Annotated in this window: 5 protein-coding genes and 1 pseudogene; 2 read left to right on the top strand and 4 right to left on the bottom strand. The window is 62.9% G+C overall.

Annotation, left to right across the window (positions count from 1 at the left end; genetic code table 11):
• Window positions 1-81 (top strand): annotated as a pseudogene (locus ACZ4LX_RS36830) (IS5/IS1182 family transposase); the annotation flags it as partial.
• Window positions 82-420: 339 nt separating this feature from the next.
• Window positions 421-963: an SMI1/KNR4 family protein gene (locus tag ACZ4LX_RS36825; protein ID WP_467651495.1), complete on the top strand. Its 543-nt coding sequence runs from the start codon at window positions 421-423 to the stop codon at window positions 961-963.
• Window positions 964-1162: 199 nt separating this feature from the next.
• Here the strand turns inward: ACZ4LX_RS36825 and ACZ4LX_RS36820 are convergent, their stop codons facing one another.
• The 4 genes from ACZ4LX_RS36820 to ACZ4LX_RS36805 form a co-directional block, all read right to left on the bottom strand.
• Window positions 1163-1687: a hypothetical protein gene (locus ACZ4LX_RS36820; protein WP_467651493.1), complete on the bottom strand. Its 525-nt coding sequence runs from the start codon at window positions 1685-1687 to the stop codon at window positions 1163-1165.
• Entirely contained in the window at window positions 1671-2453 is a 783-nt protein-coding gene (locus ACZ4LX_RS36815; protein WP_467651491.1) for a tetratricopeptide repeat protein, read from the bottom strand. Before ACZ4LX_RS36815 ends, ACZ4LX_RS36820 begins: the two co-directional genes overlap by 17 nt.
• Before the next feature lie 80 nt (window positions 2454-2533).
• On the bottom strand, window positions 2534-8986 hold the full coding sequence (locus tag ACZ4LX_RS36810; RefSeq protein WP_467651489.1) for an RHS repeat domain-containing protein: 6453 nt from the start codon (window positions 8984-8986) through the stop codon (window positions 2534-2536).
• Between the two features lie 138 nt (window positions 8987-9124).
• Window positions 9125-13225 carry a LamG-like jellyroll fold domain-containing protein gene (locus ACZ4LX_RS36805; RefSeq protein WP_467651487.1) on the bottom strand — a complete coding sequence of 1367 codons (4101 nt, stop codon included), beginning with the start codon at window positions 13223-13225 and terminating at the stop codon, window positions 9125-9127.
• Window positions 13226-13729: the final 504 nt, after the last annotated feature.

Below are 13729 nucleotides of genomic sequence, written 5' to 3'. Positions count from 1 at the left end.
ATCTTCCGTAGATCCCGCATCAGCCCCAACCGCATGACCGTCATCGCCAGAGCCATCCTCCCCCTGGAGAGACAACGCTGAAAACGCTCAATGATTGTTCCCATCCCGTACACCCGTACGAAGTCGCGGTAGTCGGGCGGAAGCTGCCATCCAGTGTCGGCGTGTAGCGCGCCAGTCGACCGGGTCACCGCCGTCCCGGGGCGGCGGCATGACATGGCTCAGCCCTTCCACAGCCCAGTGCATAGCGTCCTCGTGTCGAGTGGAGATCCGTTGGTCACGCCCCTGCCAGTGCGCGAGTCGACCACCGTACCCAAGTTGTGCCAGCCCTGGGGCGTATTCATCACGTTCACCACTTCACGCGTGGTGGTGCTGACCAGGGGGCCGCGATGGGCTGTCAGCCTCGTATGCCAGCATGCTGCCGTGACAAACACATGTGATCAGCGTCCCGCCGAAGCCACTCTCGACTTCCTGCGCTCCGCGTTTCCGTCGGAGTGGCGAGAGCCGGCGCTCGGGCATGAAGCCGTCGCGGCCTGGGAGCGGGAGAACCTGGTGGTTCTCCCGGAGCCGTACAGGACGTTCATCGCGGAGATCGCCAACGGGTCCAGCCTTGGCCCCGCCGGCGACGGCGGTCTCCAGCCGCTCGGCTGGCTGCCGGACACGTGGCCCGACCTTGGCCTGCGGCAGCCGGGAGAACCATTCCCCCTGGAAGGGGCCTGGCCCTGGGAGGACGAGGAAGCTGTCGACCCCGAGGACCCGCGGATCAACGCCGTGTTCAAGAAGGGGTCCATCGTTCTCGGGGCCGAGGACGGACCGTCGTTCTGGCTCCTGTTGACCACAGGCCCCCGCCGCGGCGAGGTGTGGATGATCGCCGACGTCGGGGCCATCCCGGTGCCTGGCGAGGCGGCATGGGGTTTCATGGAGTGGGTGCAGCGCTGGCATACTGGCGACGGCATTTGGGACTGAACACTCCGTATTGACCGATCAAAGGCCACAGGCTGTTCGAATCTCGGGGGCCTCCCACAGTAGTGAACATTCACTGTCCACACTCGGCTCTGGCTCAACTTCTGCAGAACCTGAGCCAGAACCCACACTTCATGGATAAAGCCATTTCGTTTCCTCGCCGGAGCGGAACTGCGGACGCCAGTGTCCCCACTGGAAAGCCTCAAGCAATACGCCTGTCCGACGATACTGGCCTGAACCGGACGTGCTGCCGTTCATGGTCCGTCATCGGCTTCATCCTTTCCCACGAACCGTTCGGGTACGCGGTCATCTCGGGCCGACCGTACCGGATCAGCGCCCGGCCGAAGAGGGTATCCGCATGCGGCGCCGGTCCGCGGACCAGGCCGAGTCGCTCGGGGCGGGCGCCGTAGGCCCGGCACAGCATCACCGTGTATTCCGGGCCCGACCATTCGCCCCCGTCGTGTTCCCACCGGTACAGCATCGGCTTTGACATCCCCGGCGGGCGGAGCCCGTCCGCGCGGTAGAGCCCAGCGACCTGGGCGACGGTCTGGGCCCGGGACCATCCCAGAGTGAACCGCCACGCCTCCAGTGCGTTTACCTCGCCCAGCGCGTCCTGGATGGTGGCGGCGATGTGGTCGACGCGATGAAACTGCAGGACGTCTTCGACGATCTGGTTCGCAGGACGGACCCGACGAATGCAATCGGGTCCGTCAACTAGATTTTCCACGACTCTTGATGAGTGCGTCACCCTCGTTCACGCGTCCAGCTTTTAGGGCCGCTTCCCTAACTTCCTGATCAGTCATTTCCAATACCAACGCATGCGCTTCATGGAAGCCATCACCGTCACGCACATCCAATAGCTTCAGGAAGCAAGTCAGAGCCTTCACTCGGTCCACACTGCCTCCGAGACCGTCACGGCACATAATTCCTAGATTTAGCAGCGCACGGTAAGAGCCTTGCTCAACGGCAGACGTCAACAATTGTCTTGCCGTAGCATAGTCTCCCTCTGAAAGGGAAATTTCTCCAAGCTGCCGAGAAGCTGCATCCATGCCAGCGCGCGACGCCTCCCGCAAAAGACTAATTGCCCTATTCTTGTCCTTCGCTGCGCCGTCTCCTCGCAGAAGCACTCCGGCCAGGTTAAACTTTGCCGCTCGATCCCCCGCTTTCGCCGCAGCCTCGAAGAGCTTTACAGCCTCTCTTTTGTTTTTTTGTACTCCAAGGCCTTCAAACAACATGTACGCCAAGCCTCGCTGGGCCGAAGCGTTACCAGCTTTAGCGGCTGCAAGTAGATAATAGTGAGCAGTTTCATAATCCTTCATGTACTCAAGAGCGACCCCGCCGAGCAACTCTTGAAATTCCGAATTACCCGAATCTGCCGCACGCTGCACATCCGGGATTACGCGACGCATCTCCGTTGCTGCATCAGTGCTCCCCAGCCTCATTCCGTCCAATGCGGAACGTGCGGACTGGAGAAGTTTTTCCAAATCAACCACTTCCATCACCTTTTCATGTGAAATAGAATCGGGGTGCGCCCGATAATATCACGGGCGCACCCCATGGGGTTACTGCTGCATCAGGGGTTGAATCTGTATATGCCACTCGGGTCAAGCACCCAGTGCATCTGACCTGACGTTCGAGCGAGATCCGTGAACCCTTGGAAGCAACTATCGCACATCGGCTTCGTAACAAGAATTGGATGCCCCGGACTCACTGTGGCTGCTTGCTTTTCAGCGTGACTGAGGTTGTAAGCACCGTCGCCAGCTTTGTTGTCCATGAAGAACGGCTTCCGCTCTAGCGGAAATTTCTTAGCGACGTCATTAAGGTCGGCTCGAACAAATCCCTCAGGAACGTCGGCACCGTAACCACTCACAACGAAATTCCCGTCCGAGTACGCAGCCGTCTTACCTTCTGGGAAATTGGGAAATTCCACCTCGGAGGGGAGTTTCCTAGGCAACTCGTCAAGGCCTTTCACGCCATCCAGCAATATCTTTCCACCTTTGAAGCCCTTACCGATGAATGGTATGGCGGCTGCAGCGGAAAACGAACAGTTAACTGCTTCGGGATCTTGAATGCATTGAGCTGCACCGAGGGCCCCAGTGGGGTCGATCGTGGAGAGAAGCGCGCCAGCGCGCGTCTGCCCGGGCGTAAGAACCCCTGGGCAAGCAGTCCCACCGCTAACTGACCCGCAATGGCTCGTAGCAATGGCAGGCGTATTGAAGACCTCGTCTAGCTGCTGCTTGCAGCTCGCGTCACAGTAAGTCCCCTTCTCGTCGTAGTAGTCATAATTGGACGTTGCCCATGGATACTTATCCTCCCATGATTCCGCGCGATCGAAATTGGGAGCCGCGTGCGCCTCCTTGAATTTTATCTCCCCTCCGCAATTTGAAGAGCAGGTGCTTGCCAGGCCGGTAGGGTCAGAGAATGTGACAGGGCTATTCTCTGCGTAAGAATAACCGTTTAGCGACTGAGGTTTAGCTACTTCGAGAAGAGAGTCAACGGACATGAACCGGCCGAGGTCGGCGTCGTATTCGCGTGCGCCGAGGTGGGTGAGGCCGGTGGTTTTGGTGTCGTTGGTGCCGCCGACGAAGCCCTTGGTGCCGGGCCAGGTGGTGGGTGCGGTGCCGCGTTCTCCGCCGAAGGGGAGGGAGCGGCGCTGGGTGACGGCAAGGTCGGTGGCTTGGATGGCGAGTTCGCCTGTGCCGTGGTGATCGGCGACGGTGAAGGCGAAGGTACCGTCGTCGTTGCGGATGGCTGTCTGACCGCCGCCGAGGTCGAAGTACCGGGTGGCCTTTGCCTTGGTAGCGCCGGTGGGAAGTGTGACCTCGGTGTTCCCCAGATACAGGGTGGTCTCGGTCGGGGTTCGGCCTATAAGCCGGTTGCCGGACGCGTCGTAGAGGTAGCTGGTGGTCTTGCCGCTCTTGGTGACGCTTGCCAGGTGGCCCTCGGCGTCCCAGGTGAGGGACTGGCCCGGGCGGGTGATCGTGTTCCCGCTCGGGTCGTAGGTGTAGTTGTCGGTGCTGTTTCCGGCAGGCCCCGTGACGGTCCGCGAGGTCAGGCTGTGTGCCTGGGGAGAGCCGGGCGTGGGGTAGGCGTAGGCCTCCTTGATGTCCTTTGCCGCGTCACCCGCTATGTCGTGCTGTGTCTGGGTGGCACGGTTGCCGGCCTTGTCGTAGGTGAAGGACTGCCAGTACGGGGCTGGGCCGCCGGTCTTGTCTGCGGTGGGTGTTGCCACGCAGGTGTCGACGGGCTGCGCCCAGGCTTCGGTGAGACGGCCGAGATAGTCGTAGGTGAAGCACTGGTTGTCGGTGCTGGTGACGGAGGCGTCCGATACCGAGCGGACGTTTCCTGCTTCGTCGTAGGCGTAGACGGCGTAGCGGTCGGTGCTGGACTGGCCCGTTCGATCAACACGGGAGGTGGCCAGGCGCTGGGTTCCCCACTCGTAGGTGTTGGTGACCTCTGTGATCTTGCTTCCGCCACTCAGCCCCATCTGGAATTGCAGAGGCTTGCCGGTGTTGCTGTAGCTGCTGACGCGGGAGGTCATGCCCTCCCCGTAGACGGTTTCGGGGCGCAGCGTGGCGTTGTCGTAGGTGTAGTTGGCGGAGCCGCCTGGCAGTGAACCGGCTGCGGAGTAGGCGAAGGACGCGATCAAGCCGGAGGTTTGGAAGGTTGTTCCGGTCTGGTAGGTGCCCTGGAGGGCGCCTTCAACGGCGGGGATGACGACGGCGGTCCGGGTGGGTCGGTACAGCTCGTCGTACCGGGTGACCTGTGACGTGTAGGGCTGCCCGTCCACATATCGGGTTGATTCGGCGAGTTGTCCCTTGGCGCCTGTGACGGTGTCGTAGACCTGCTTCGTCCGCAGGGTTCCGGTGGCGGACTTCTCACGTACCTCGGTCTGGCGGCCGAGGTTGTCGTAGACATAGGCGAGTCCGGGGACGTCGGTACGCGAGCCCTGGACGAACGTTACTTGGCCGCGGTCGTCGTAGGTCGTGTTCGTGGTGCCCTGATCCGGGTCAGTCGCCGAATCCTTACGGCCCAGCTGGTCGTAGGTGTATGTCCAGTTGTTGCCGGCGGGGTCGGTTACCTTGTCCAGTTCGTTACGCGGTGTGTAGTGGTAGAAGGTGCTGTCGTAGGCAGCGGTAGCGGAACGGGTGTGGAGCTGGCGCAGTTCCGTGGTGTTGCCGTGTGCGTCGCTGAGGGTGGTGGTGGCTGTGCCACCGACCGGTGGGATGACAGTGACGCGGTCCCCGCCGTAGATGGTCTTGGTGGTGTTGAGGATCTGGCCGTCATCACCGTTGCCGGCCATTTCCTGGGCCTGTACGGCGCGGTTCAGCCCGTCATACGCGACAAGGGTCTGGGTCTCGACCAAGAGCGCGTTATCCGGCTCGAAGAGCTCGGTACTGGCCGCGTCGGTGGTGTAGTACGGAGCAAAGGCCTTGGTCGCGAGGCCACGTTCGTCATAGAAGGTGTCCGTGAGGATGCTGCCGCCCTTGGGCCCGGGTTCCTGGGTCTGGCGGCTGCGCAGGAATCCGTCGAACAGTTCGTAGGTCGTGATCTGCCCGCCGGTGTTGTTCAGCGACTTTGACGCGACCGCGACCGGCTTGCCCTCGGTGATCGTGTAGACGAACTCTGCGGTGGGCGTCAGCGTATTGCGGCGATTGGCAGCCCAGACCTTGGTCGTCCGCCCCAGTGCGTCGTACGCGTACTGGGTGACGTTGTTGTTCGTGTCGGTTTGCTTGGCGGCGAGCCCCCGTGCCGGGTCGATGTCCGTGGTGCTTACCTGGGCTGTCGTCGCGTCGGATGCCTGGGCCGGAGGTGTGGTCACCTTTGTCTGGGTAGCGAATCCGGCGGCGGGTGTGTACGCGGTCGTGGTGGTGCGACCGTCCGTACGGGCGGTCCGGACAGGGGTACCGCCGTCCGTGACCGACACATTGGCGGTCAGATCGGTCACCGTCAGCTGCCGGCCGTAGCTGTCGAACGTCCCCCCGGCTTCGAGATAGGTTGCCTTCGTACCGTCATGGCTCTTCAGGGTGGCGACGGCAGTCACATCACCCTTCGCGGGGACGGCACCGTAGGCGCCACCGTCGTAGACCGACCAGACGTCGCTCAGGACGTCCTTCTTCCGGTCGACGGACGCGTCACAGGGCTTTGCAACCGTCTCCACGCGAACCGGCATGCTGAGGATCGCGGTGGTCGCATCGCCCGCGTAGGTGGTACGCGTGCATGTGTTGTCAGTCGAAGTGGAGTCGTCGCCGTAGTCGTCGGCTTCGATCACGCGGCCGGCAACGGTGTCGTGCTTGGTGGCCGTTGCGGTGGTGCGCCACTTGGTGCCTGCACCCGCGTCCAGGGACGTCCAGGTCTTGCTGCTGGAGGTACCGGTGAAGTTGGAGGTTACGGTGCCCCAGTCCCGGACCCTCTTCGCGGTCTGCTTGTACCAGGGACGGCTGATCGTCTTGCCGAGAACCTTGCCACCGGGCTTGTCGAAGGCCACGGTCTTGTAGCCGAAGCCTGCAACGGCCTCGTGGTCGGTGATGGCTTCGCCTTCGTCCGCGTCCAGTGTGACGGCGACGGACTTGGTACCTCCGGCAGCGTTCTTCCGGTCGCCGTTCATGCCGCGCAGGAAGTAGCTGTCCTGCTGGGTCTTCATCTCACTGGCGCCGCCCTGCCCGCCGGTCCTGACCCGGACATGCTCGTAGCCACGCCACTGGGACCAGGTCTTTTCCTTCTCCTTGGTCAGTCCGTCGTCATCGTCGTAGTGCCAAGCGGCATCGCCGATGTAGTCGTACTGCGTGACTTGGTCAGGCGACTTCCCTGTACGGTCCGTCTTGGTCACCGACGTGGTGACGTACTTGTTGAACCACTGCAGGTCCGCGTCATCGGTGCTGTCACCGCCGATGTACTGCGGGAAGCACCGGGTGGTGTTCGTCTCGGGGGTCGGCAGACTACTCCAGTTACACGTCGGCTCGGAGTAGTTGGCACTGACCTTGCCGCCCGACTCATCGGAGATCGTGAAGAGGCGATCCTTGATGAAGGGGGCGTAGCCGTCCCCGGTCTTGTCGAGACGGTTCTGGAGCTGCGTGTAGACCAGTGTCGTCTTCGGCAGCTGGATGGCCGGGATCGCGGCGGTCGGGGACTCTGCGGTGCGCTGGATGCTGTCCAGGAGGAGCTGATAGTCGGTGTCGGCCATGCCCCAGTGATGGGTGAACTTCCAGGAGTCGACCTTGCCGTAGGTCCCGTCGGCCTTGAGCACCTGAGTCCTGACGCCGATCAGCCGCTTGCGGGTCCAGAAGGACGGCGAGAGCCGGCCGTCGTCGCAGCTGGTTGCAGCCTTGCAGTTCAGGTCCCATGGTGTGTCGTACCAGTAGGCGGACTTTGAGTCGATCGTGTCTTCTTCGCAGGTTACGCCAGTCTGTGGAAGGCAGCGCTCCGCGTTGTCAAAGATGACCTGGGCCAGCGGCGTGGCATAGGTATTGCTGGACCTCAAGCCATAATTGATGCTCTTGAGGTACCCGCCACGGACATACGTGGTGTCGTCATCTGCCTTCAGATTGCGGCCGTAGGAGTTTTCCTCTTTGCCATACTGGTAGGTGATGGTGTTGCCGTGGGCATCAATGACCAAGTCGAGGTTCCACCGCCATGCCTGCTGGCACCAGGACTCGGCGAAGGTGGCGCCATGGCACTTCTCGCCGGTGTTGTTCCCGAAAACCGGGACGGTCCACGTCGAGTCTGTGGCCGCCTTGCCCGCGGCCCATCCCGTGGGATGGTTGTAGCCGAAGTAGTAGCGGGTCCCATCCGGCGTGGTCAGCCGCCAGTACTCGCCGTCGTTGTCCCCGTTCTCCTTCGTGGTGTCGAAGAGACGGACGATCTTCGTTCCGTCATCGTTCCTGAATCTGAAGGTATTGGCACCGTCCGGTACGAGTTCGCCACCTGAGCCGTTGAACGAGATGAATGCGTTGTCGTAGGCCCAGCACAGGTCGCCGGGCTTGCTGCCGTCAGCATTCTCCACACCGTCTTCCGCACACGGCTTGTAGCGGCGCTCGATGGAGCCAGACCATAGATCGAAACCGTCTCCGACCCAGGAACTCTGGTTGTTCGTCCCGCCGGTACGCCCGTCGATGGAGCCCGAGGAGTAGGAGAGGCCGACGCTCGGCTTCATCCCCCCCGGTACATCGGGGACCTGGAAGTCGTAGGACCAGTTGAAGTCACCGGAGTTGAGGCTGGTACTCCATGCCGAGGAGGGCGAGAGAGAGGTGGCCTTGTAGTCGCCCTTGTCACCCTCTGTCGTCGCCGTAGCTGCCAGGACCGTGGGTGCGCCTGCCTGAAGTGTGACGGCGCTGGCGGTCAGCGTCTGCTGAGCGCTGTCGCGAACTGCAGCAACCGGCTTTGCGACACGACACTTCTCCTGCTCAGGTGTCGTCAGCGCGCAGGCCGGCAGCTCAACCAGGTGCATGCGGGAGGCGTATGAGCCGCCAAAGGACTGGGCGAAGGCGGAGTAGTCGACGGAGACGTCGACCGCTGCTTCGCCTTTGCCGGCTGAGGCAGGAACCTTCGGGGCGAGGGCGAAGAGCAATCCCTTCACCCCTGCCCGCTCGGCGTGCTGGGAGTCGAGGATTCGTGAGGTGACACTGCTCAGATCAGCGCCCTGTCCTTCCGCGCTGCTCTTCGTCTTGCTCTTGCCCGCCATGCCGCTTGTGGCACGGGCGATTCCGATCGGCTGCCCCTGCGGCGAGGCGAACCGGCTCGTGCCCTTGGCACTCTGAGCCGGAAGTGTTGTGGTGATCTGGGTGGGCTGCGGCAGTTTGGCCCGGGGCGCTTTCTCCGGCACCCGGGAGCCTGTGTATTGCGCACGCGGCTTGACCTTGGCGTTCTTGCTGCCTGCGACGGGCTTCTCCGACGATGGCGCCCCCGGCAGATTGCTGGCTGCGACGGATACGGGGGCCGCGACACTCTGCAGCAGGGACGCGATGAGGACGGTGGAGAGAGCGAGTGATGTTCTGCGGAGCAGCCGGGCTCCGGGGGTGGCTTTCATAGGGGCGTGTCCATCGTTGTCAGGCGCTCGTCCACCCACGTGAGCGAAGCGCAGAAGGTGAAGGGATAATCTGCAAGAGAAGTGGTCGTATCGGGTGGGCGGGCCTGCGGTCAGGTCCGCCCACCCGATACGAGGGGTTCAGAAGCGGTTACCGCTGGGAACCTCGGTCGGGATGTCGAAGAGGCTTCCGGTCAGCTGCTGGACCTGGCTGTCGTCCAATGCACCCTGGAACGCCCACACGTCGTCGATCGTGCCGGCGAAGTAGGTGCCGGGCTGGTCTTCCTTCGCCCGGCCGATCTGCAGGGTCTTGGTGGCTTTGAAGCTGAGTGCGTCCTCGGCCAATGACCCGGGGATCTCGCAAACAGGTTCGCCTGCCCCCTCGTCGCTGTCCGCGTCACCGCAGGCCGCCGACTGGAGTTGGCCGTTGACGTACAGGCGGAGCTCCTTGGCGAACCCGTCGTACACCACCGCCAGGTGGTTCCAACTGGTGACATCGTTGAACTCGGTGTTGCTCACGGCAGTCACCGTGACTCCCGTGGCGCTGTCCTTGTCAGGAAGGGACAACTCCCACCTGCCGAGCCCCTCAGGATTCTTCGGATCGGGTTGGAAGCGGACTTCGAACGCGCTGCGGTTTGCGCCTTCGGCGCTCATCACGACCATGCTGTGGTCAGGTGCTGCTACCGCCTGAGCCCAGGCCGTCATGGTGAAACTCGCCCCCGTGTCGACGGGCATCGTGGAGGTTGCCGCGTAAGCACTCTCACCGTCGAGTTCGAGGGCGCTGAAGTCGATCTGTCCCGACCCCAGCCGCGCAGATCCATACAGGCTCATAGGCCTGTTCTCGGGCGTGGCATCGGCCACTGTCGGCGGGACCGTGCTCGTTGCCTCTTCGAACTGCCAGCGCCCCTTGATCACCGGGCTCTGGCGGAACACCTGCTGGACTTCTTCAGCAGAGAGCGGGCGGTCGTACAGACGTACGTCATCGATCTGCCCGGGGAAGTACTCGATGAGCCTGCCGCCCTCGACACCCAAGGCTCCGACCTGGACGCTCCCGCCGGCGTAGAAGGGCGCGGCCGGGGCAGCGACGCTGCCGGCCTTGGCACCGTTGACGTACAGAGTGAGGGTTTGCGCCACCTGGTCGTGGACCCCGACCAGGTGCACCCAGTCACCGGCGTAGGCCTTGGCCCCCTCCGGCTGAAGAGCAGCGATCTGGGAGGCGCCCACCACATCGTCCGAGAACTGCTTGAAGCCCCATCGGTTGTAGGTGTTCGAGTAGTACAGCTCGTAGCCGGGCCGGTTGGTGCCCAGCTGCGCCACGACCGTGGCCGCCCCGTCGGGAAGGCGGTCCAGCTTCGCCCACGCTGATACGGTGAAGGGGCGCTGGGTGTCGGTGTGGGGGGCGGCGGTTCGGGCATAGCCCGTCGTGCCATCCATCTGCAGTGCGTGACCGGCGAGGCCTGCGGCTCCGAGTTGGGCACCGCCGTTGAGCGTCAGTGGCTGGGTATCGGCGTGTCCGACCACCTCGGTCGTCTTCTTGGCCTCGGTCTCGTTTTCGGCCAGGGGCTGATATTCGGGCTCGTCCAGTGGGAAGACCGTACGGGCCGTACGGCCGTTACCTATGGATTCGAGCCGGTACAGGTTCGCCACTTCGGTGGCGCTGATCGGCTTGTCGAAGATGCGCAGTTCATCGATGGTGCCAGGGAAGAAGGACTTCACGACACCGTCGTACTTGCCGGCACCGATCTGCAGCCCGCGGCGGGCATCCCACGCCGTCGTGTACGGGGTGGAGCCGACCAGCGTGCCGTTGACGTACAGAGACAGCGTCTTCGCGACCCCGCTGTAGATCCCGACGAGATGGGTCCATTCGTTCACCACCACTCCGCCTGGATCAGGTGCCATGGCTCGGATGATGGAGGCGTTCGCGGCGTCCGAGGTGAACTGGTTGAAGACCCACCGTTTATATTCTGCGGAGTAGTAGAGCTCGAATCCGGGTGCATAGTTGCCGGGCTGGGCTGCGATGATCGCTGCATTATCGGGAATTTTATCTAGTTTGACCCAGGCCGAGACGCTGAAGCCGTTCGCTGTGTTGACGGTCGGAGTATCGGTTGCCGCATAGCCGGTCGCACCGTCGAGGTGCAGGGCGGTTCCCTTCTTGCCTTCCACGCCGGGGATCGCCCCGCCATTGAGGGTGGCGACGCGGGCACCGGAGCTGCCCTCGGCCTGGCCTGCCGCGGCGTCGTCGTCCATCTCCCACATCGCCCTCTCGGGCTGGCCGGCACTTACCTTGAAGTAGTACGTGTAAGGGGCGCTGACACGGCCCGACGCGTCGATCGCCTGGGCCATGATGGAGTTCAGCCCCACCTTGGGCGGCAGTAGCTTGATCGACTTTGCCGCCCCAGCTGATGTGGCCACCGAGTTCTTCGACGACGGGGTGGTGTTGATGCCGTACCAGTACTTGGCGACATCAGAGTCCGAGCCCTTGAGCTGGAACGTTCCATACTTGCCCACGCCGTCGAACCACGGGTCGTTCTCACCACGTATCGACTCGGGATAGTCGGACGACGTGATGGTCGGAGTCGCGGGAGATGTCGCGTCGTAAGTGAAGTAGCAACTGGTGGCGCTGCCGGCATTGGACCAGGGGGAGTACTGTGCCCCGTCATACGTCCGCACATACCAGTTGATCTGTGTCCCGTCCTTGGGCAATACGGACGCCGGAAGGGAGACCGAAAACTGAGAACCCGACGCTTTGAAGGTGGTCAGTGCGGGCTTCCACCGTGCGATGAGGCCCTTACCGTCTTTGGCGTCCCAGCCCGCCCGGAACTGAACGGCGACCTTGTCCCCATCAGGGTCGTTAACACCATTGGCGTAGATCACTCCGAGAGTGCGGACCCTCGGCGGCGACGCGTTCGGGCTCTTGCATGCCCCGCCGTACTGCATCGTCAACTGCGACATCTTGACCTGGGGCGGCGGACGGTTGTACTTGACCCGCAAAAACGCCTTGTTTGAAAACCGCTTCCACGCCAACCCGTCCGACTCGCTTGCCGCACGTAGACCGAAGGTCATCGTCGACGACCCGGCATTGGCGGTCTCCTGGACCGCGGACTTCACATCGAACTCTGCGTCCTTCGCCGAGCAACCGTCGTACCCGTACGCAAAAGACTCAGACTTCAACTGCTTGATCCAGAATCCAGCCGCATTCTGCGAGTTCCATGTAGTCGCAGACGATATGCCCTTCGTGCGCCATAGTTCGACGCTCCGAGCGGAACACGACGCAGACCACGTGTTACGCACGACGAACTCGGCGGAGAGGATCGCCTTGCCAGCGAACTTCGACGTAGGAATCTGGTAAAAAAGCCTCTTCGTATCGTTCGGCTGGCAATAGGACCAATTGCAGTAACCCATCCCCGCAGTGGACTCGCCGTTGAACTTCCACTGAGGGGACGACGCCCAGTACTTCGACGCCATCGTCCATCCCGACGCAAGCGGCGTATCGAACTGCGGATCGATGAACACCGGATACGCGGTATCCGCCCCACGAAGAACGCCCGAGTCCGGCGTCAACACCAGCTCGTCACCCTCTGCCGGAACAGCCACCTCCACCTGCGCCAGCTTCCCTGACTCGGTTGCCGCCGGCTCCTCACCCGCAGCAGGCGAAGCCGCACCCAAAGCCCGCGAGGCAGAACCACTTGCGGGCGCACCCTCGCCGGGAGCACTCGAATCCCACATCATCGGCCTCGGCGCCTCAAAAACCGTCCCGCCAGCGCCCTCGTCCACCGCCCGCACGCCACCCTCACTCGTGCGGACGACATCGAGCCCCTGCGCATCCAGCTTCAGCCGAACCTCCGAGAGTCGAGGATCGGCAGCCGCCTCCGCCGAGTTGACCACAAGCAACTGCGTGTAGCCGGTCTCCTGCGCCTTCATGCGCAGATCCACCCCCGGAAGCACATCCTGATACGTAGCGAGCGCACCACTGAGAACCGGCTTCGGCAGCACACCGGGCCAGGTCAGCGACAACTCACGACCAGCCTTCGTCATCCGCACCAACGGCGCGTCGCCACCACCGGAGAACTCAAGCCCCACCGCAGCCGCTTTCGGCGCAACCGTTCCCCTCTCGGTCACTGCCAGGTTGGTATCAACAGGCTTCCACCGACCATCCACCCGGGTCCGGACCGGCCGCAGATACTCACGCGCTTCCAAGCTGCCGTCAGCGGTCGCGAAGACATCACTGGTCTCGCTGCGCATCGATGTCACCTCAACGGGGACGCCCGACTGCCGAGCCCTCGCCTGGGCAGCTTCGATACTCGCCTCACCCGAAGAGGTGGGCTCACCCTCCTCCTGGACCGCAGCGGCCCGGCCGGTACGGGGAGGCGCCGCAACGGCAACGTCCGGCCCTAGACCGGCAATCACCGCCAGACCCAAGACACCCGTCAACACCCCAGTACTGCCGCGCGATCGGATACGCGTCCACATAGCCCCACCCTAGAAAAGTCACATTGTGAGAATTCCCTGAAGATGGGAACCAGATGTGACCCTAGGCAGGGAAATCACAGACAGACAGGGGAAGGATCTTGGGCGCACAACCCAAAACACCCTTCTCGTCTGTGTCTCGCGTCACGGTTGTACATGGTTAGCCCTTTATTTAGTCAAACATTGAGCGTTTTCAGAGTGGCCACCGGTCGGGTGACGATGCGGTGTGGGACCGGGGTGCACAACGGACAGGGCTCCCGTGCCGTTGAGGGACGTGTT

Source organism: Streptomyces sp. NPDC026062, from assembly GCF_055568375.1.
The sequence above is the reverse complement of the archived record's forward strand: the minus strand, read 5'-3'. Positions and strand labels throughout refer to the sequence as shown.